General features: G+C 70.5%; 15 protein-coding genes. All 15 read right to left on the bottom strand.

Going from position 1 to position 21,229, the window contains the following annotated elements:
• Positions 1-37: 37 nt before the first annotated feature.
• A complete protein-coding gene (locus AB6V31_RS09280; RefSeq protein ID WP_369365231.1) occupies positions 38-859 on the bottom strand; it encodes a hypothetical protein in 822 nt (273 codons plus the stop codon).
• 10 nt (positions 860-869) lie between these two features.
• Positions 870-1,619, bottom strand: a complete 750-nt coding sequence (locus AB6V31_RS09275) for a phosphate ABC transporter ATP-binding protein (RefSeq protein ID WP_305367419.1) — start codon at positions 1,617-1,619, stop codon at positions 870-872.
• 583 nt (positions 1,620-2,202) lie between these two features.
• Positions 2,203-3,042, bottom strand: a complete 840-nt coding sequence (locus tag AB6V31_RS09270; protein ID WP_074695707.1) for a sortase — start codon at positions 3,040-3,042, stop codon at positions 2,203-2,205.
• 128 nt (positions 3,043-3,170) lie between these two features.
• Positions 3,171-3,968: a hypothetical protein gene (locus AB6V31_RS09265; RefSeq protein ID WP_074695705.1), complete on the bottom strand. Its 798-nt coding sequence runs from the start codon at positions 3,966-3,968 to the stop codon at positions 3,171-3,173.
• Positions 3,965-5,065 (bottom strand): hypothetical protein, encoded by a 1,101-nt coding sequence (locus tag AB6V31_RS09260; RefSeq protein ID WP_268104471.1) that lies wholly within the window; start codon positions 5,063-5,065, stop codon positions 3,965-3,967. The genes AB6V31_RS09265 and AB6V31_RS09260 overlap by 4 nt, the downstream gene beginning before the upstream one ends.
• Positions 5,066-5,229: 164 nt before the next feature.
• Positions 5,230-6,825: an Ig domain-containing protein gene (locus AB6V31_RS09255; protein WP_369365228.1), complete on the bottom strand. Its 1,596-nt coding sequence runs from the start codon at positions 6,823-6,825 to the stop codon at positions 5,230-5,232.
• Between the two features lie 33 nt (positions 6,826-6,858).
• Positions 6,859-8,025 carry a hypothetical protein gene (locus tag AB6V31_RS09250; RefSeq protein WP_369365227.1) on the bottom strand — a complete coding sequence of 389 codons (1,167 nt, stop codon included), beginning with the start codon at positions 8,023-8,025 and terminating at the stop codon, positions 6,859-6,861.
• A gap of 63 nt (positions 8,026-8,088) precedes the next feature.
• Complete coding sequence (locus tag AB6V31_RS09245; RefSeq protein WP_369365226.1) at positions 8,089-10,719, bottom strand: hypothetical protein; 2,631 nt, start codon at positions 10,717-10,719, stop codon at positions 8,089-8,091.
• 155 nt (positions 10,720-10,874) lie between these two features.
• Positions 10,875-12,485 (bottom strand): phosphate ABC transporter substrate-binding protein PstS, encoded by a 1,611-nt coding sequence (gene pstS / locus AB6V31_RS09240; RefSeq protein WP_268104476.1) that lies wholly within the window; start codon positions 12,483-12,485, stop codon positions 10,875-10,877.
• On the bottom strand, positions 12,482-13,819 hold the full coding sequence (gene pstA / locus AB6V31_RS09235) for a phosphate ABC transporter permease PstA (RefSeq protein WP_268104477.1): 1,338 nt from the start codon (positions 13,817-13,819) through the stop codon (positions 12,482-12,484). Before pstA ends, pstS begins: the two co-directional genes overlap by 4 nt.
• A complete protein-coding gene (pstC, locus tag AB6V31_RS09230; RefSeq protein ID WP_268104478.1) occupies positions 13,819-14,838 on the bottom strand; it encodes a phosphate ABC transporter permease subunit PstC in 1,020 nt (339 codons plus the stop codon). The genes pstA and pstC overlap by 1 nt, the downstream gene beginning before the upstream one ends.
• A gap of 260 nt (positions 14,839-15,098) precedes the next feature.
• Positions 15,099-16,763, bottom strand: coding sequence for a PASTA domain-containing protein (locus AB6V31_RS09225; protein ID WP_369365222.1), 1,665 nt, complete (start codon positions 16,761-16,763; stop codon positions 15,099-15,101).
• Between the two features lie 58 nt (positions 16,764-16,821).
• Positions 16,822-17,361, bottom strand: a complete 540-nt coding sequence (locus AB6V31_RS09220) for a hypothetical protein (protein ID WP_143017914.1) — start codon at positions 17,359-17,361, stop codon at positions 16,822-16,824.
• A gap of 287 nt (positions 17,362-17,648) precedes the next feature.
• Positions 17,649-18,242 carry a recombination mediator RecR gene (gene recR, locus AB6V31_RS09215; RefSeq protein ID WP_056229546.1) on the bottom strand — a complete coding sequence of 198 codons (594 nt, stop codon included), beginning with the start codon at positions 18,240-18,242 and terminating at the stop codon, positions 17,649-17,651.
• Complete coding sequence (locus tag AB6V31_RS09210; RefSeq protein ID WP_369365220.1) at positions 18,242-21,202, bottom strand: DNA polymerase III subunit gamma and tau; 2,961 nt, start codon at positions 21,200-21,202, stop codon at positions 18,242-18,244. The genes recR and AB6V31_RS09210 overlap by 1 nt, the downstream gene beginning before the upstream one ends.
• Between the last annotated feature and the right edge of the window lie 27 nt (positions 21,203-21,229).

Below are 21,229 nucleotides of genomic sequence, written 5' to 3'. Positions count from 1 at the left end.
GCATCGCGCGGGCACCGGGCCGTGGCATCCGGGGTTCTTAGGGACAGGAGCCGGGTTCGCTCCCCGTCGCGGTCTCGACCGCGGGCAGGTCGACGTCGACGTCGATACGGAACCTCTGGTCGGTGACGCCGACGTCGCGCACGCGGACAAAGCGGGGCAGCGCCTCGGCAAGACACACGGGAGCGGGTTGCAGGGCGGCGAGATCGACACCCGTCTTCGCCCCCATCTCTGCGGCGGACATCGTTTCGCCACCCGCCGTGACCGAGGTGATCCCCATGCTGAACCGCCCCTTGTCGAAGTGCGGCGTCATCGCGAGGCTCACCGATTGCGGAGGAGCTCCACCGGGGACGGACGCGCCGACGACCATGTCACCGCCGGAGAAATCGACCCGCATCGCACCCTGCGCCTCGGGCGGGACCAGGAGCGCCGTCGCCTGCGCGGCGGAGAGCGTCACCGCACCGGAGAGGTGGTCGGCCCTCCAGGTGCCGTCGGTGTCCTCGAGTCCTTCGAGAGTCATCATGAAGTCGGAGTTGGCCGACCCGACGGCGAAGCTGCGGACCGTGAGTCCGACACTGTCGAAGCGTCCGGCGAGTTCCTGAAGGAGCACGGAACCGGGGATGTCGACCTCGATGCGTTGACTCTCGGGAAGGGCGAACATGGTCCTCGCCTCGGCGACGATTGCCCGCTCCCGCTCGGAGCGAACGAGCCCTTCCGCCGTCGCGAAGGCGGTCGTCGCCAGGACGACGAGGACGACGGCGAGAACCGCCACACGAATCCCCAGACCGGGACGACCCTGCTCGGAAGCCTCCGGCGTCCGCACGGGAGGTAAGACCTCGGTCCGCTCATCGAAAAGGGTCATACGCCGCGTCCTATCCGAAGCGTCCGTTGACGTAGTCGTAAGTGCGCGGATCGATCGGCGAGTCGAACATCGCCGCGGTGTCGCCGTGCTCCACGATGTGGCCGGGCTGGCCCTGAGAGGCGAGGAAGAAGGCGCACTGCTGCGAGACACGCTGCGCCTGCTGCATGTTGTGCGTGACGATGACGATCGTCAGCTCTTTCTGGAGTTCGCCCATCGTCTCCTCGATCACGCGGGTCGAGGTGGGGTCGAGCGCCGAACAGGGCTCGTCCATGAGCAGGATCTTGGGGCGGATCGCGAGTGATCGAGCGATGCAGAGACGCTGTTGCTGCCCGCCGGACAGTCCCCCACCCGGTGCGCGCAGGCGGTCCTTGACCTCCTTCCACAGCCCCGCGCTCTGCAGCGACGTCTCGACGAGGTGATCCTTCTCGTCCCGCCCGGCACGGCGACCCGTGAGCTTCAGCCCCGCGATGACGTTGTCGTAGATGGACATCGCCGGGAAGGGGTTCGGCTTCTGGAAGACCATGCCGATGTGCTTGCGCGCATCGATCAACCGGTGACCGGGGTCGTAGATGTCGTCGCCGTCCAACAGCACCTCGCCGGCGAGGGCGGCCGAGGGCACCAGTTCGTGCATGCGATTGAGGATGCGCAGGAAGGTCGACTTGCCACAGCCCGAGGGACCGATGAGCGCGGTCACCTGCCCCGCGGGCATCGTGAGGGACACGTCGAGGAGGACCTGATGATCGCCGAACCAGGCCGAGATCGACCGCGCATCGAGCTCCGACAACGGGGGCCGCGCCGCCGCCTCGGCGACCAGGCGCTCCGCCTCGGCGAGGCGCTCCGGGGTGGCCGATGCGCCCCCCAGGAGCGAGACGGCGGAGGCTCGGACCGACGCGGACGACACGGTGTATCCCGCCGACGTGGTCGGAGCCGCACCCACGGGGGCGGCAACGGGCGACATCGGCGGGGCGAACGAGGGGTACGCACCGGCGTCCGGCGAGATCACGTCGGTGACCTCGTCGGCGCCCGCGGCGACCGATCGACCGAACAGACGCGTCGTGCGTCGTGCGCGGCGCGCCTGGGAGGCGACCGAACCCTCGGGCGGAAGGACGACCGTGGTCGGCACCGCCCCCATGGTCGTCTGCGTGAGCAGGTCGAGCTCGTCCGCCGAGACCACATCGGTCATGAACGGGTCCGGCGTGTGGTGCTCGAGGCTCAGCACGTCCGTGCGGAAAGAGTCCGCGGAGCCGTCCGCGACATCGGGCGCGGAGGACGAGGGATCGCCTCCGGGACCGTGCTGGTCACGAGGCTCGGGATCGATGATGGGGCACATTCGGGTTCTCCGGTCAGAGGAGGTTGGGAAGAAGACGGATGAGCTGGTCCGAGACGAAGACGCTCGCCAGCAGAAGGACGGGGGTGAAGACGACCCACGTCTTCTGCCAGCCCACACGCCGATACGCCCACACGGCGAGCAATTCGGCCACGACGAGGAACTGCAGCGCGAAGACCAGCGCCCACACCGTCGTCATGTCCGTCGCCATCGGCTTCGCCTGCGGCGGGAGAGCCATCGACGTGGTCTGACGAGCTCCCGTGGGCTGTGCGTCGCCGGTGCTCCGGGCATCCACGTACGCGACGCCCGTCGGCAGGTAGGGCGCGCCGCGGGCGGCCATGAGGATGAGCCGGCTCTCGCCCCTCACGGGGGCAGGCGGGGTCGGATCCCCGGCGTATCGGACGCCGAGGACCTCGAACGTCTGCTCGCCCTGACCCGTACGGACCGTGAACGTCTCGCCCGGCTGCAGGGTCTGCAGGCGCGCGAAAGGGCCGCCGAACGCGGCCGTGCGCCCCATGATCACGCTGACGCCGGCTTGCCCGGGCAGCACCGTGTCGCGACGATGGCCGGGTCCCTGCATGAGGACGCCGGACGTCGTGCCCTCGGACACCACCTCGTCGATGCCGAGCTGAGGGATCGACAGCAGCGCCACGGGCGCGCCGTCGACGAGCAGATGGTCCTCGAAGTCGCCCTCACTTACGGGAGCGGTGCCCTCCGCCAGCTGAGCGCGATAGGTATCCCGCAGCTGCTGCTGCGAGGCGAAGTGGCTCACGTGACTCACCACGAGGAGGTTGATCAGAAAGACCAGGACGAGCACCGCGATCGAAGCCAGCGTCCCACGGACGAAGACCTGCATCGGAGACAACGGCGCGTACCCCGGTCGCCGACGCGGTGGACGGCGCGGCGGACGCGGGGGGCGCGGGGGTGCCGATGGGAACACGGGAGAGCCGCCCCCGTCCGTCGTCCGTCGTTCCTCGAAGAGGGTCATGACGCGGCCGCCGCGGGGACCGGCGGAAGAGCCGCGCGGACGACCCGCACGATCGCGAGGGCCAAGGCGATCGCGACCGCGGCGAGCACGATCACCCACGGGAACACCAGCACGAGCGCATCGCGCGTGACCGAGGTCGCCGCCGCTGCGTCCACGGTCTCGGGCGGGGTGAAGGTGACGTGGGCCGAGACGAGCGTCCACTGTCCCGCCCCGCTCAGGGTCGCCGCGACGACCCGCGTCTCCCCCGGCTGGAGAGCGGTGATGGGAACGCCGTCACGGGCATCGAGACGGTTGGAGAAGACCGTGCCCTCCATCCAGAAATCGGCCGTGGCATCGACCGGCTTCGTCGACGAATTGCGCACGGTGAACCACATGTCCACGGTGCCGTCCGCGGGATTGATGGCCGGCATCCCGTTGCCGTTCAAACCACTGACGAAGAGCCCGCCGCCGACGCTCACCTCGTTCGCCGGGGTGGTCTGTCCGGCCGGCGTGGTCCCCGGATCCGAGGAGGTTCCGGTGCCCGTCGATCCCCCCACGCCGGTGGAGCCACCCGTGCCGCGCGAGCCACCCGTCGACGATCCGCCGGACGACGTGCCCGTGGCGGGGCCGGAACCGGTCGTCGACGAGGAGGAGGGCGAAGGCGAGGGCGTCGATCCGTCGGTGATGCTCACGGTCAGCGGGGTGCCCGAATCGGCGTCGGACGCGAAAGCGGGCACGGCGAGGCCGACCGCCGCGACGGCCGCGAGCGCCAGAGAGACCACGAGTCGCTGCGACGCGCGTCGACGGGGCGTCACGGGGCGCCCACGCGCAGGTCTGCTGCGCTGTTCGCGTCGGACGCGGCGGCGTGCTCCATGTAGTCGACCCACTGCTGCGCGAGCGCTTCGTCACGCCGGCGACGCCAGCGCAGGAGCACGAAGACGATCGCGGCGAGCGCGAGAAGGAGCAGAAGCGTCCACGGCGGAGCGAACGTGACCGCGTCGCGCGAGACCGGCGTGACCGAGAGCTGCTGCGTCATGTCCGGGGAGTCGACGAACGGACTCAGCACCGTTCGCGCATCGAGGTAGAACCACTGCCCGACTCCGCCGATGGTCGTCTCGTAGGTCGAGGTGTTGCCGGGGAGCAGAACGGGGATACTGCCGCCCTGCAGACCGGTGGCGGGAATGCCGAACCACGTGCTCGCACCGTTCGTGAGGTTGGCCGCCAACGCGACGTTGCCCGTGTTCGTGACGGTGTACCGCGCCTTCACCGACCCGCCCACGGGATTCCACCAATCGCCCTCGTGGGTCGCGTCGTAACTGGTGATTGTGAGCTGCGGCTGGAGCTCCCCGGATACGCGCGCGAAGATCGACGTCGCCACGCGGCGGTCGACGTTGACCTGCTGCCCGTTTTCGACGACGGATGCCACGAGGCCGCCGACGTGATCGCCGGGCGTCCCATCGGCGGGCACCGCGATGGTGAACGTGAGAAGGCGCACTTCGTCGGGCGCGAGCGAGAACCGGACCCGGTCGCTGCCGTCATCGAAACGCAGCCAGGCGCCGACCGAGGTGGGGGCATCAGCGGAGGCGAGCAGCGAGAAGCTACCGTCTTCGCCGTTGAAGGCGTCGGTGGCGAAGACGGTGAAGTCCTGCCGTTCCGTGCCCGTGTTGCCGACGAGCACGCGATCGGTGATGCTCTGGCCGGGGTCGGCGGTGAAGGTGAACCGGGAGCGGCCGTCGGGGCGGCCGTCCTCACCGGCGGGACGTGTCGCGACACCGACGGTGGCGGCGGACGTGGCATCGCCCTCGGCGGCCGTCGCGGGCGCCGAGGGGACGAGGAAGGCGATCGTCGCCGCAGCGACGAGAAGAGCGGCGCCCAGAGCCGGGAAGCGGCGCCGCGAGGTCGTGGAGAGCACGGTATATCTCCGCAGATGGGGGCGACGTAGGCATGTCGCGGGGGTGAACGAGGCCTGATGGGGAACGAGCCGAGACATGTCACGGCGCGGGCGCCGACGCACCGTGCGGGGAGACCGGTGACGGCCTCCCCGCACGGCGTGCAGCGGGTCTATCCGAGATCAGCTCACTTGGAGGTGAGCGTCAGCGTCAGCGTCGAGGTGTAGTCACCGGTCTGGGCGTCCTTGGGAGCCTTGAAGGTGAGGTCGGCGTCGAACAGCGCACCGGAGGTGAGCGTGGAGACCGCCGAGCTGGATGCGATCTTCGACCCCGTGGTACCGAGGGTCACGCCCGAGACGAGCGGCGTGCCGGCGTAGGCCTTGGGAGCCAGCGTGAGAGCGGTGGCCGGGATCTCGTCACCCGCGGAGTTCTTGAAGGAGCTCCACGCGGCGTCGAGGTTCCAGCCCTTGAGGACGTTGCGGTCGTCGACCACGGTGACCTTGCCGAGGGAGGCCTGGGCGGTCTTGTCGCGCGCGACGCTGCCGAAGTCGACCTTCGTGGCCTCGGCGTTGAGCGACCACAGGTCGCTCGCGGTCACGGCGGCGGTCACGTCGACCGTGTCGGTGGTGGTGTCACCGGAGGCCGAGACCTTGGTGATCGTGTCCCACGCGAGGACCGCGAATGTCGCGTCACCGGGGGCGGTGAGCGCGATGGTGTGCTCACCGGCGGGCAGCGACGAGATGTCGACGGTCGCGTTGCCGTTGGCGTCGGGCGTGACCTGGCCGAGGTTGGTCGGGTCGGACCATGCCCAGGCGACGAGCGTCTTGTTCGCGTTGGCGGAACCGGCGGGAACCGTGACCGTCTTCGCACCCTTGGCGGGGTCGGCGATGTCGACCTTGTTCGTGGCCGAGCCCTCGGGCTTGGTCGGAGCGGTCGGAGCGGGAGCCGCCACCGTGCCCGAGAAGGCCTTCTCGTTCGAACCCGCGCTGTTGGTCGCGACGATCGTGACGCTGTACGCCCCCGCGGTCGTGGGCGTGCCCGAGACGACGCCGCTGGAGGCGTCGAGCGCGAGGCCGGCGGGCAGAGCGCCACCCGACTTGACCGACCAGGTGAGGGGTGCGGTGCCGTCGGCGGTGAGCGTCTGCGAGAACGCCGTACCCACCGTCGCGGCGTTGAGCGATGCCGTGGTGATGGAGGGGGCGGTGGCGGCCGCGGCGGGCGTGGCGAAGGTCCACGTCGCCAGTTCGGGCTTGGCGTTGGCCGTGACCGAGATGTAGATGAAGTCCGTCTCGAGGACCTGGTTGCCGTTGAAGAAGGCGATACCCAGCGAGTAGTCGCCGCCCGCGTTGGCGACGGCGCCGCTGCCCGAGGGCGAGCCCGTTCCGGTGCTGGTGTTGGCGCTCGGCATCAGGTTGGGCAGCTGGATGCCGCTCGGGGTGAGGCCGAGAGGACCGTACGCGTTCCAGGCCGCCACGTTGGCCTCCTGGCCGCGGGGCGAGATGAACGTACGGACGCTCCCGCTGTTCGCGGGGACGGTGAAGAAGCTGTTGTAGTCCTCGTCACTCGGGTCCGGCGAGCCCAGGACCGAGTCGTTCCAGCCGAGGACCTTGCCAGCGGGGATCTGCGTACCGTCGAGGTCCGAGATCAGGTAGACCGGGTGAGCGGAGCCCACGGTCGGGACGACCGCCGCCGACGCCGCAGCGGCGGGGACGATCGAGAGCGCAGCGGCGGTCACGACGGCGCCGAGGCCGAGGATTCCGCGCTTCGCGAGGGTGATCTTCATGAGGAGTGTTCTTCTCTTTCTCGTGGGTGAGGATCAGTTGTTGCGGGTGAGGACGGTGCCGGTGGGAGCCGAGAAGCCGAACTTGGCCTTGACGGCCTTCGTCGTCGTCGGCGAGCCCGAGCCACCCCAGTAGGTGAGGCTCGTGGTGGACGAGGTGTTGACCAGGGCGGCGACACCCGAGTCGAACGCCGCGTTGTCGGGCGTGATCTTGGCCGTGGGGACCACGATGTAGACCGTGCGGCCCCAGTCGGCGCTGTTGTAGTAGCTGGTGCTGGGGGTGAGGTTGGGCGCGGTGCCCGTGAAAGCGGCCACACCGGAGATCGCGCCCACCGAGACACCCGAGAACGTGTTGATGCGCGAGGCGCCGTTGGACTGACCGATGTAGTTCGCGACCGAGAGCGGGATGATCTGGATCTCGTTGCTGGCGGGCGTCAGCACACGACCGTCGTTCTCGGGGATCGAGTTGCTGCGCGTGTCGACGGCGGAACCCAGCGTGGTGGTGCTGAGGCCGATCTTGCCGAGGAAGGTGGTCCACGTGCCGGAGCTGGACTGCAGACCCAGCGGCTTCAGGGTGTAGCCGGTGCCGGCGAGGACCGCGCTCGCGGACGAGCTCGAGGTCGCCGAGTAGATGCTGCTCAGCTGGTCCTTCGAGAGGTCGTTGATCGCGTCGGTCGCCGCGGTCGCGTTGGCGCTGCCGGTCGCCGCGCCGACCTTGAACGCGTAGCCGATCGCATCCTGACCGAAGGGCACGTAGGTCAGCAGGGTTCCGGTGGTGCCACCGACCGAGGAGCTGCGGGCGAAGTCGACCTGGTCCTTGACGTTGACGTTGTTGAAGGTGAACGCGGTGCCGCTCGCGCCGCCGACCGACGCGATGAGGGCGTTGCGGCCCGCGCCGGAGCCGTTCGGACGGTCGAAGACGGGGCCGAAGGCCTTCGTCTGGATGCTGCCGACGCCTCCGGCGACGCCCAGCGTGAAGGCATCCCACGACGCCAGCGACTTGCCGTTGCCCGACACCTTGACCGAGGGACCGGTGATGTTGGTCCCGTTGGCGAGGGCGCTGACGGCGTCCTGCAGGGTGTCGGAGCCGACGATCGAGTAACCGTCGGAGATCGGGTCGGCGTTGGCCGCCGACGCCATGCCAGCGCCGGCAAGGGCGACACCAACGGCCGCGCCGAACGCGACGATTCGCTTGAGCTTCATTTCTTCCTGTTCTTTTCGGGTGCAGAGGATGGGTTACTGCGAAGAAGCCGGCAGGCGCGGGCTTCAGGTGACCCGTCTTCTCAGACGGGTGATCAGGGGCACCCCGGCCGCGCTCGCCAGTCCGGCGAGCACGCTCAGGGGCAGAGCGGCACCGAGCGCGCCGCCGTCGGGGTCCTCCGGGGTCTTCGCCCCGGCGAGCGCCCCGCTGGACGCACCGGATGCCGCCGTCACCGCGGAGTCCGTCGACGAGGGCGCGGCCCCGGCCGCCGCGGCGGTGCTCGCAGCGCTCGACGACGCCGCTCCCGTGGTCACCGCCGTCTGCTGCGAGGGGATGTACGCGCCGGACGTCGACGACGACTCCCCGGTCGACGAGGGCCGCGGGCCGTTCTGCATCACGTCCGCGGCATCCCGCGCCTGCTCGATCCAGGCCGCGGGCAACGCGACGTAACCGTCGGGGAGCTCTCCGGCCGCCGTCCCGGGGGTCTGCGCCTGGGTGCCCACGGCGAAGCGGACGAGGTCCGCGTACGCCGCGCGCAGCGAGGGATCGGTGGCCGTCGGATTGGTGGCCGCGTAGACGGGCATGGTGAGCGGGTAGGCGTCACGGGAACCGGAGGCCACCGACGACTTCGGGTCGAAGGCGACGACGCGATCCCCCGCGCCCGCCGGCGTCATCACATCGGCCGCCGCACGCATCGAGGCGCTCGTGGGAGCGGCGAATCCGCCGGAGGGATTACGCAGGGATGCCGTGACCACCTGGAACCGTGCGGCGGCGGCCGCACTGGTGAGCCCGAGTAGGCGCTGGCTTCCGGGCAGCATGCGCGGGTTCTTGCCGTATTTCGGCGGGACGGTGTTCGGATCCCATTGCCCCGGTCCCTGGCCGTCTCCTCGGAGCGTCAGATACGCGATCGCGGAGAGGTCGTTGGCGTAGGGGCGCCAGGTCACGAGGTTGATGGGTGCCTGATTCTTCGGCACCACCTCGACGGGGTCGGCCTTCGGGAAGTCGTCCCGATCGAGCGAGAACGCCACCTTGCTGGGATTGATGTCGGCGTTCGTGGAGTACCACGGGTTGACGACCATGCCCCACGGGTCCGGCTTGCTGGCGAGGAAGTCCATCGCATCCTGGTCGGAGGAGATGTACTTCCACACCGCGCGAGCGGCATCCGACCGCCCCTGCGGAACGATGACGTCGGCGATCGCGGCGCCCTGGAGGTCCTGGGCCCTCCACTCGGGATCGTTGACCGCAAGGAAGTCCTCATCGCGAGTGATGTTGTACTCGTTCGTCCCCGTCAGATATCCCTGGTCGGCCCCGGTGGGAATCGACGAGCGGTAGGAGTAGCTGAGGAGCTTCGCCAGCAGACGCGGGGTGAGGTTCACGCCGCGGAATGGCGTGCGCGCCTTGTCCTTCCACTCCTGGGGGACGGTTTTGTCGTTGGGGTTCGGAAGCCTGTCGATCGCCAGCGAGATGGCCACGCCGCTCAAGGCCACGGGGGCGTACGTCAGCGGGTCCTTGCCCTCGGTCGTGAGCGCGTAGCTCGTCAGGGCGAGGGGCGCCTGCGCGTTCTTGGCGGCAGAGAGCAGGGCGTCCGACTCGGCGCTCGTGATGAGCGAGTAGACCGAACCGTTCTTCTGGTTGCAGACCGCGGGCTGCCACGAAGCGACCGCGAGTGCCGCGAGCTCGCTGCCCGCGACCTGTCGCTCGGCCTGTCCGATCGGGCAGCCGGCGCCGACGGGTGCGAAGTCGAGCTTCACCGAGAGCGCGTGCTGCCACGAGTCGGCGAAGAGGCCCGACTGGGTGATGTTCGTCGACCCGTTATCCGAGGTCCCGCGCGGGAGGACGACGAGCCAGCACGAAGCTCCGACGGTGGCGCCGGACGTCGTCACCGGGTTTCCGCATCCGAGTCCGTTCGACTGGACGGCCGTCTGCACCTCGAAGGTGACGGAGCCCTTCCCGTCGTCTCCCGAACCGACCCACGGGATCTCGTTGGTGGTGTACGAGGTGAAGAACTGGTTGGCGTTGACGTCGACGGCGGAGTTGATCGTCTTGCCGCCGGTCTTCGGGTCGCGCGTGATCGAGTCGACCCGGGTCCCGTCGCGAGCGATGAACGGGATCGACGTGTAGGGCGGATAGATGATCGAGCCGGGGGCGGTGAATTCCACATCTGCCGCGGGCACCTCGTCCATCGAGGAATAGTTGCGGTACGCGTCGCGGGTCGCCCCGACGCTCCCCGCCCCTCCGTACTGACACGTCGTGCGATCGGGACGCTGGGCGTTCTGCGGATCGTCGCCCCAGCACATGAACACCTGGAGGAAGTTCTCGCCACCGTTGCCCCCCGCCGACGGCGCCGTCGACTTCTTGCCTCCGGTCCAGTCGAGACGGATGCCCTGAGCGACCAGGCCCCGGGTCTGCGAGACGGAGACGGAGAGGTCGGGCAGGGGGGCCGTGTCGAGCTGAGGGTCCTGCTGCTTCGCCGTGATCGTCACCGCGGAGGAGGTTGCGGCGGTGGCGGACTGGCCGCCCGACACCACGCCTCCCGAGACCAGCGCGAAGACGGAGACGCCCGCGACCAGACCCGCCGCGAGCGGGCCGAGCGCCCGACGCACGCCTCGACCGGACTGGCCCGCGCGTCTCGGACGGCGCGTCCGTGACCGGGTCGTCGAGGCCTCGACGTCGCTGCGCTCGCGGGGGTCAGACACAGGTGAATTCCTTAAATTCTGCGGGTGACTTTCCACCCGCGATGAGCTAAAAGCGCGGAGGTGACGGTGGCATGAACGCGCCCCCAACGAGGTACCGATGCGGCGGGCTCGAGGCGCGAACGCTTCCGCCGCGGCTCCGGCGGACGCCGGCTCGGTCATCGACGGTTCGTTCGCGCGCCGGATCGTCGGATGATCACGGGCGGGATGAGGATGGCCGCGAGCATGAGCAGCCCGGCGACGAGCATGATGGACTGCGGGGTCCCCCACCCGTCATCCGCCAACGTGAACGGCGACGACACCGCTGCGTTCACGGCCGCCCCTCCCCCGGAGACCAGCACGCCGTTCGCGTCATACACGGGGGCGCCCGCCGCATCACCGGCAGCGGCTGAACCCGCGGCCGCCGCAGCCCCGCCGGCCGAGCCGCCACCCGAGGCGCCCGCCGCCGCGGCAGCGCTGTTGGCCCCACCCGAGGCCCCGCCCGCGCCCGTCGCCGGTGTGGCTTCCTGGGCACCGCCCGTTCCCTCCACGCACTGCGTGGATCCCTTCTTGTCGCAGTCGGGAGGGTTGGGAGCGGAGGCGGCGAGCTGATTGTTCGCCGGGGAGTCGCCCGGCTTGAACGTCGGGTTGTTGCACTTGTTGAAGTCGACCGGCCCCTCTGTTCCGGGGATCGACTTCAAGACGTCGGAACCCGCCTGGACGAGGTTCATCGGCAGCGGGGAATACCCGAGGGCGGAAGCCTGCTGCTGGCCCTCGCACAGCATGTAGTTCGCGAAACGACTGAGGGTCTTGCCCTTCTCGACCGTGAAGATCTTGTTCGTCTGGGTGGGGACGATCATGTACGAGTAGCTCGACATCGGATACGCCCGAGGGTCGCCGCTGTTGTACACGCCGTCCAGGTTCTGCGTGAGGTCGGGGTTGATCGCGGCGGACATCAGCGCCACGGCGACCGACTGGTATGTCGGCTCGACGTAGTACCCGGCCTTGTTGAGCACCTTCACGACGGGGAACCCGGACTTCATCGCGTACGAGTACTCGACGTAGGTGATGGCCCCCTCGCCGTAGTCCTGGCTCACGTAGCCCGCCACGCCCAAGGAGCCGTTCTGTCCCTTGAATGAGGCGTTGACCTGCGGGAACTGCGAGCGCATGCCCTGCGTCCAGATGTTGCCGAACTGCTTGGACATCCACAGGGTGAACTGCGCGCTCGTCCCGGAGCCGTCCGAACGATAGACCGGCGTGATGGTCTTATCCGGCATCGCGAGGGCGGGGTTGTCGGACTGGATCGCCGGGTCGTTCCACTTGGCGATCTGACCGCTGAAGATCTTGGCGATCACCTCGCCAGACAGTCGCAGGTTCGTGACGCGCTTGCCGCCGATCTTGAGGTTGTACATCAGCGAGGTGCCACCCGCCACGATCGGCATGTACGCGAACTTCCCCTGCAGCGGGGTCCCGTCGCTGAACGTCGTCTCCGGCGCGGAACCGTCCTCGGGGTTGTCCTGGAAGGGGATCTCACTGATGGCGAAGTCGACGGTGCTGTTGCGGAAATCCGTGCGCCCGGCGCTCGACCCCGTCCCCGAGTAGTTCACCGTCATGCCGTAGTTGCTGGCCACGTTCTTGCGCCACTGATCGAGCGCGTTCTGCGACCAGGTCGAGCCGGATCCGGAGATTGGCACGTACCCGTCGGCCTGTGCGGGCGACGGGGCCAGCGCGACGAGGGAGACGACCGCGAGCACCGCGGCGAAGCGGGCCAGGCGGGGACGGACATTCACGACGGGTTCTCCTCGGTGGATCGGTTGAAGCGTGCGGTGAGCGCGCGCAGCGAGAGGCGACGCTCGAGGTCCTTGGGCGGACGGCCCGGCGGCATGATGCGTCGTCCGGCACGCGAAGCGGCGACGGCGGACTCCCCCTCGATGCGGACAAGATCCCGAGCCGACGCAGCGGAGGCGGCACGGCGCTGACGGTCCGAGAGTTGGCCGGGCCCCCGTCCACCGATGAGGCGGGCGACGATGAACAGGGTCAGCACGAGCAGCACGAGGGTGGCGGCGGCGCCGAACCCGCGGGCGATCATGCTCGGCTCGGGGGACTTCACGAAGTCGAACACCTGTAGCGGGAGCGAGATCATCGGACCCGAGAAGGGGTTCAGGTTCATCTCCGCGGTGACGCCCGAGGTGAGCAGCACCGGAGAGGTCTCGCCGATTCCGCGGGCGGTGCCGAGGATCACGGCCGTGACGAGACCGGAGCGCGAGGTGGGCAGGACGACGCTCCACACCGTGCGCCACCGGCTCGTGCCGAGCGCGTACGACGCCTCGCGCAGGTTGTGGGGCACCAGGCGCAGCACCACGTCGGAGGCCCGGATGATGATCGGGAGCATCATCACGCTGATGGCGAGGGATGCCGCGAACCCCGAGCGCTGATTCGTGATGAGGGTCACGACGGCGGCATAGACGAACAGTCCCGCGACGATCGAGGGCAGAGCCGTCATGGCATCCGAGATGGTCCGCACGAAGCGGGCGAAGCGTCCGCCGATCTCGTTCAGGAAGACGGCCGTGGTCACCCCGAGCGGGATCGTGATCGTCAGGGCGATGCTGATCTGGATGAGCGTTCCGACGATGGCGTGCGCGATGCCGCCCATCGTCAGCGGGTCGAGGGGACCGGCGAGCTTCATCGTCTCGGTGAAGAAGTTCAGGTGGAACAGGGCCGACGAGCCCCGCACGAGGGTGAAGAACACCACGAAGGCCAGCGCCCCGAGCAGGAGCACGCCCGCGGAGTAGAACAACGCGGTCATGACCCGCTCGCTGATGGCGAGACGGTCGGCGCGCATCGCGGTCAGGACCGCGTAGATGCCGAGGAAGCCGATGAACGACAGCACCACCCACCCGACGACACCCGTCATGGGGGTGAGCCATCCGAACATCAGTGTCGAGACGGCGACGGCCGCCGCCCCGCTGCCGATGAGGTCGAAGCGGTCGCCGAAGGGAACCGTCCGCAGATCGCGTCGCTCCCCGACGGCGCCCGTGCGATGCGGAATCGACGTGCGCGAGGTGTGACGCGGAGACTCGTCTCGAGCCGTGGCCGTCGGGGCCTCGGGGGTGAGGATCGCCATCAGTTGCTCTCCGCTCCGGACCGGCTGCGCGCGACGATCGTCGACGCGGTGAAGTTGACGATCAACGTGATGATGAACAGCACGAGCCCCGCCGCCATGAGGGCGGACAGGCCGAACTGGCTCGCCTCCCCGTAACGGAGGGCGATGAGCGCGGACACCGAGTTGGTGCCGGTCTTCAGCAGCTCGGTGTTGATCGTGAAGATCGGCGAGATGATCATGACCACGGCGATGGTCTCGCCGAGGGCGCGTCCGAGGCCGAGCATGGTGCCGCCGATGATGCCGCCCCGGCCGAAGGGGAGTACGACGGCGCGGATCATCCCCCACCGGGTCGAACCGAGCGCGAGGGCACCCTCCCGCTCGCCGAGCGGCGCCTGCGAGAACGCCTCGCGCATCACCGAGGTCTGGGTCGGCACGACCATGAGCGCCACGACGATCCCCGCGATGAACGCCGAAGAGGTGTAGGCACCGGCGTCCGTCAGCCGTGCGCCGGCCTCGTCGGCGACGCGGAAGATCGGGATCCAGCCGAAGTAGGTCGAGATCCACTGGGCGACCGGGATGACGCCCGCCTGGAGGAAGAACACGCCCCACAGCCCGAACACGACACTGGGCACGGCCGCCATCAGGTCGACCATCGTGATGAGAAGGCCCCGCGCCCGTGGCGGCACGATCTCACTGATGAGCAACGCCGTCCCCATCGCCAGCGGCACAGAGATGGCCATGGCAACCAGGGCGATGGTCACCGTCCCGAACAGCACGGCGGCGACACCGAACGTGCCGGTCTCGGGCGACCATTCCTGCGTCGTGAGGAACGACGGACCCGCCACCGCGAGGGCGTCGCCGGCGCGCGCCGTGAGGAAGATCCCGACGGCGAGCATCACGGCGACGGTGATGGTTCCCGCGGCATACGCGGTGGTCCGGAACACCCGATCGGCGATAACGGGAGCGCTCTTCAACGAGCGTGGTTTCGGCTTCGCCGCGTCCGTCGTCGGCGGTAGCACCGCCGTCGTGGTGTCCGTCATGCGCCCTCCATCGATCGCGCCGGGAGTCGGCCGCGCCTCACGTCGCTCAGCCTCGAACGACGAGGGGAGGATCGCGGGGCGCCGGTCGACCGGCCGGTGTCGCGACTCGGCTCGCTTCCCGTGGAACCGGCTCGGGTCGCCGGCATTGCGAGGCTAGGAGTCAGCCGTGAACGGCACCCGGTTCGACTGTCCACGTCGGCTGGCGGGGTGGTGAACGAGAGACGCTCGAAGGTGAACGAGGGACGACGCCGGTCGAGGCGTCATCGAGGTCCGCCCGTCGGCGTGGCGGTCGGGACAGGCGTCGGCGTGGACGACGGAGACGGCGGGGCCGGCGTCGGAGTCGCCCGGGCTGCGGCCACGAGGATCGTCACGGCGCTTCCGAGACGGGCGGCGCTCCCCGCCGCGGGTTCGACGCCGACGACGGTCCCCATCGGTCGGTCGGAGGCGAAGGTCGTCTGCGCCGGGACGAACCCCGCTGCGCGCATCGACGAGGCCGCTGCCGCGGCATCCATTCCGACGACGTTCGGGACGAGATTGGATCCGGATGCCACGACCAGACGCACCGCGGAACCACGCGCCACCGCCGTCCCGGGGGCCGGGTCGGAGGAGAGCACCGTCCCCGCCGACTGGGGCGCGTCGCGCTCGGTGATGTCGCCGACGACGAACCCCGCCGCCGCGAGCGCGAGTCGCGTGTCGTCGAGGGAGCCGAAGGCGGGCACGAGCGCGGTGGCGATCGGTGCGGGCGTGCCAGGGTCGGACGCGGTCGGTTGCGGTGTCGATGTCGTCGTCGCGGTGGGCACCGGAGCCGAGGCCGCCGCGGACGGCTCGGCCGCGGGCGCCGCACGACCGGCGTTCGCCATGAGGGGGACGGCGGCCGCCGTGCCCGCCAGCAGCAGCACGATGGCCGCGATCGCTCCCCACCGGGGTCCGTGTCGCGTCGACTCGTCCACCGGCGCGGGGGCCGGTGCCGAACCGGCACCGAGAGGGGCGGCCGCCAGGACCCGTGTCGACGACACCTCGTCATCGCCGGGGACGCGCACTCGCGCGGGGGTGACCGCCTCGAGGACCGCCGCGCGCATCTCGGCGGCGTCGGCGAAGCGGCCCGCCGGCTCCTTGAGCATCGATCGCACGACGACGCGGTCGAGCGCACCGGGGACGGAGCGGACGGCCACGGACGGGACGGGAGGCGGGGCGTGCAGGTGCGCCCGGATGACGGCGGACCGGTCACTCCCCGTGAACGGGGCACGTCCCGTGAGCGCGAAGTACAGCATCCCGCCGACCTGGTACAGGTCGCCTCGCGGGCCGACGGGCTGCCCGCTCAGCTGCTCGGGCGAGGCGAACTCGGCGTTTCCGACCACTCCCGCGGTGACCGGCGACACGGAACTGCGCAGAACGTCGTCGCCGTGGGCCGTCTCTCCCGCCGCATCGGCGAGGCCGAAATCGAGGAGCGTCGATCGGGGAAGGCCGTTGTCGACGACGTGCACGAGCACGTTCGCTGGCGACACATCGCGGTGCACGAGACCGACCGCGTGAGCGGCACCCAGCGCATCGAGGATGTCCCCGGCCACCGCCGCGGCGTGGACCGCGGAGAGCGGACCGGTGGCACGGACGTGCTCAGCGAGGGTCACGCCTTCGACGATCTGCTGGGCAATCCATGCGATGGGGATGCCGTGCTCGCGGAAGGTCCCCATGTCGACGACGGCGACGATCGACGGGTGGGAGACGTGCGCCGTCCGCCTGCCCTCGCGGAGGAAGGCCTCGCGGACGGTGTCGCTCTGAGAGAGGTGGGGATGCAGCAGTTTGACGGCGACGGTCTGACCGGTCACCTCATCCCGGGCGCGGAAGACGGATGCCGTTCCCCCGGTGCCGAGGAGCCCTTCGACGCGGAACCTCCCCGCGACGAGACCGCCGGCATCGTCTACCATCAGTCGGCTCCCTCAGACCGGCCGACCGGCTGCCGCAACCCCGCGCGCCGACGAGCGATCACGCGGGCTGCGCCGACACGCGCGACCGACGTCCGGAGGCGCTGCCGATGCTGACGCCCTCGACGACGTCGGCGGACCGGAACACCGCGACGGCTGCGCGGCCGGCCGCGGACGCCTCGCCGGCGGACTCGTACCAGCGCGCGGCGGTCGCGATCGGCCGATCGCCGCGGCGCAGCACCCACGCGTGCTTGGTCGCCACGGGGCCGCGGACCGTCGACACCTGCATCTGGTCGGCGCGGGACTGCTCCACCCGGGCCGCGTCGACCGCGACGGACGGCGACGCGAAGACCGTTGCGCAGCGAGCGAGCTCGCGGTTATTCGTCGCGAGGAGCCGCCAGACGCCGAAGACCCCGATCGGGGCGAGAGCACCCGCGGCCGTGGGGCTCTCCATGAGGGCGAGCTGAGATGCCGCCAGCTCGGGGAGGAGGTACGAACGGAAGAGCAGCCACGCGCTCAGGCGCGGGTCGCGCGCCGAGCGGAAGGTGTCGAACACCACGCGCGCGTGCGCGGTCGGTCGTGTGGAGAGCGGTTCGCTCACGGAAGGCCCCTGTCTGACGGACCTCTGCGTCGGGGCTTCGGGTCCCCCACGCTGTTCCGCAGAGAAGAACGTCCTCCCCCCGCATGGCCGTGGCGCGAGCAGAGGGTGAACGAGCGGTTCACCACCCCGCAACGATTCGTCGCGAACTCATAAGCGACGTTCACCAGCCGGTTCATCCGGCATGGTGACGTCCGGCGGGTACGTCAGCGACACACGTGCGACGGAACGCGCGTCAGGAGACGCGCGCCCGAGGACGGACCCTCCGCGAACACGCCGCGGTGGTCGGCTCAGAGCGTGCGGCGCCCTTCGAAGGCGCGGCCGAGAGTCACTTCGTCGGCGTATTCGAGGTCGCCGCCGACGGGGAGACCGGATGCCAACCTCGTCACGCGGATCTCGAGGGTGTGCAGCAACCGGCTGAGGTAGGTCGCCGTCGCCTCGCCCTCGAGGTTGGGGTTCGTCGCCAGGATGACCTCTTGAACGGTGCCGTCGGCGAGCCGTTGCATGAGCTGGGTGACACGCAGGTCGTCGGGGCCGATGCCCGCGATGGGGCTGATGGCGCCGCCGAGCACGTGGTACAGCCCGCGGAACTCTCGGGTGCGCTCGATGGCCGCGACGTCTTTGGCGTCTTCGACGACGCAGATGAGCGTCGCGTTGCGGCGGGGGTCGCGACAGATCGAGCAGCGATCCTGCTCGGAGACGTTGCCGCAGATCTCGCAGAACTTCACCTTGTCGCGGATCTCGCCGAGGAGCGTCGACAGGCGCGATACGTCGAAGGACGGCGACTGGAGGATGTGGAACGCGATCCGCTGCGCAGACTTCGGGCCGATGCCGGGGAGGCGTCCGAACTCGTCGATCAGGTCTTGGACGATGCCGTCGTACATCAGTTGAACCTCGTCGGGGGCTCGTAGGGTTCGTCGCGCACGTAGGTGGCGCCGAGCATCTGGCGGACCACGGCCTCGCCGTACCGCTGGACTCCCCCGCTGAGCGGGGCCATGCGCGGGACGACCACGGGCGGGATGGGCGCCTCGACCTCGTCGACCGGGGGGATGACGTCGTCATCGTCGACCTCGTCGGGGGCGGGCACCGAGGGGGTGACCTCGCGCGGCGGCAGGACGGCGCCCTCGTGCACCGCCGCAGGAGCGACGGCCGTGGCTTCATCGGGCTCGTCGTCGACCGCGAGCGCCGTAGACGGTGCCACGGGAGCCCGGAGGGCGGTCGGCGCGGAACCGTCGGATGCGGGAATCGGGGCGACGGCCCATTCGGTGACCGACGACGAGTACGGCGCGGAGGTCTGCGAGCCACGCGGACCGGACGCCGGGGCCCCCGAGGTGGGACCGTGCGTCGGCGCCGAACCCGCCGGACCACGAGACGGCCCGCCGGGACCGGAGCCTCCGGGCCCGCCCGAACCGTCCTGCTCGAGGCGCGCGAGGTATTTGACCCGGATGCCGAGGACGGCCTGGATGGCCTGGCGGAGGTCTTCGCTCGGACCGCCCTCGGGGGTGCGCGTCTTGAAGGCCGCGAGGTCGCTGGCCGTGCGGAACGCCAGGGTGAGCACGTCGCCCTCGAAGGCGGCGACCGCGGCGGTGGAGACGACGAGCCACGACGACCGGCTCGCGACCTCGAGCTGACCGAGCACTTCGGGCCACGCGTCGCGCACGTGGCCGAGCTCGATCGGACCGACCGGGGTGGCTGGAGGCGTGGGCGCGGTCGGTTCGAGAGGAGACGCGTCGTCGGCGGGCGGGGCGTCGGCGCTGGCGGCGTCGGCGGCCGGAGCCTCGGCGAGCGGAGCGTCGGCGCTCGGAGCATCGACCGACGAAGCGTTGGCCGTCGGGCGGTCCCCAGCCTCAGCGACGGTCGGCGAGGACGCGGAAGACGGTGCATCGTCGGGAGACGACGCGCCCACCTCGGACTCCGCTGCGGTCGACGCCGACGTGGAGTCGGCGTCGCGCTCTGCGGCGGCGGTCTCGGGAGTGGGAGCCGTGTCGAAAGGATGGGCCTCGTCGGAGGAGACCGCGCGGGCACGACCAGCCGCGGAGGAACCGGTTCGCGCGGGAACAGCCGCCCCCGGCATCGACGCGCGGTCGGGCTGCTCCTGCCCCCGGCGATCTACGGCGGCGGCGGGCGCGGACATCGGCTCGTCGTCGAACGGCGGAGGAGCATCGTCGTCGGTGAACGGCGGCGGGGCGTCGTCATCGCTCGGCAGGGGCTCGGCGGACGTGTCGGGTCGGCCGGGAGCAGCGTCTCTCGAGGGCGCGACGGCGGCCGACACCGCTTCGGACGGGGCCGCATCCGGCGACGCCGCCGCGGCGGGGGCGACGGAGGGGGATGCCACCTCGGGCGCCGCGATCCGCCCCGGAGACGCCACGGTCGGCGATGCGACGGCGGCGGAACCCGAGCGAGGCGAAACGGTGGGCGAAGCGACCGTCGGCGACGCGATACCCGGAGAAGCCACACCCGGCGAGGCGACACCCGGGGAAGCCACACCCGTCGACGCGACACCGGGAGATGCCACTGGCGCGGACGCCGCGCCCGGCGCCGCGATCCCCGGCGAAGCGAACCGAGAACCACCCGGGCTCGCGACCGCGGGGGCCGCCGGAGCCGCACCCCGGGTGGCGATGTCAGCGGAGGGCGATGCCGGACGCCCCGTGGCCGGGGCGGGGGCGGACGCTCCGCCGCGTGCCGCCTCGAGGTCGTGCGCCATGGCGGGCGATGTGCCCTGGGCGACCCCGGCGTGGGTGAGCACGCGCGCAACGAGAAGCTCGAGCTGCAATCGCGGGGACGTGGCCCCGGTCATCTCGTCGAGAGCCGCGACGACCAGGTCGGCCGTGCGCGAGAGGCGCGCGGCGCCGAAGGCTGTCGCCTGGCGCGACATGCGCTCGAGTTCGTCGTCGGGCACCCCGCGCAGCACCGCCGAGGCGCCGGCACCGGTGGCGGCCACGACGATCAGGTCGCGAAGCCGCTCGAGCAGGTCGTCGACGAACCGACGCGGATCTTGACCGGTCTGAACGACCCGGTCGACCGCGGCGAAGGCTCCTCCGCCGTCGTTCGCGGCGAAGGCGTCGACGACCTCGTCGAGCAGCTCGGAGTGCGTGTAGCCGAGCAGGGCGACCGCGCGCTCGTAACGCACAAGCACGTGGCCGTCGGCGTCGGCGTCGCTGCCCGCGATGAGCTGGTCAAGCAACGAGAGGGTGTCGCGCGGCGACCCTCCGCCGGCGCGGACGACGAGGGGTAGCACGCCGGCTTCGACGCCCACGCCCTCGGTCTCGCAGAGCTCTTGGACGTACTCGAGCATCGCGGCCGGCGGCACGAGCCGGAACGGGTAGTGGTGCGTACGCGAGCGGATGGTGCCGAGCACCTTCTCGGGCTCGGTCGTGGCGAAGATGAACTTCACGTGCGCGGGCGGCTCTTCGACCAGCTTGAGCAGGGCGTTGAAGCCCTGCTGCGTGACCATGTGCGCCTCGTCGAGGATGAAGATCTTGAAGCGATCGCGCGCGGGGGCGAAGATCGCGCGCTCACGCAGGTCGCGGGCGTCGTCGACGCCGTTGTGGCTCGCCGCGTCGATCTCGACCACGTCGAGCGAGCCGCCGCCGCCGCGCCCCAGCTCGACGCAGCTGTCGCACGTTCCGCACGGGGTGTCGGTGGGGCCGGCTGCGCAGTTGAGGCAGCGGGCGAGGATGCGGGCCGACGTGGTCTTTCCGCAGCCGCGCGGACCGGAGAACAAGTACGCGTGACCCACGCGGTCGCTGCGCAGGGCGGTCATGAGCGGCTCGGTCACCTGCGACTGCCCGATCATCTCGCCGAACGCCTCGGGGCGGTAGCGGCGGTACAGGGCTGTGGTCACTCCCCCAGCCTACGGCGTACCTCCGAC

This window comes from Microbacterium sp. 16-032 (assembly GCF_041079455.1).
Classification (GTDB): Bacteria; Actinomycetota; Actinomycetes; order Actinomycetales; family Microbacteriaceae; genus Microbacterium; species Microbacterium testaceum_A.
The sequence above is the reverse complement of the archived record's forward strand: the minus strand, read 5'-3'. Positions and strand labels throughout refer to the sequence as shown.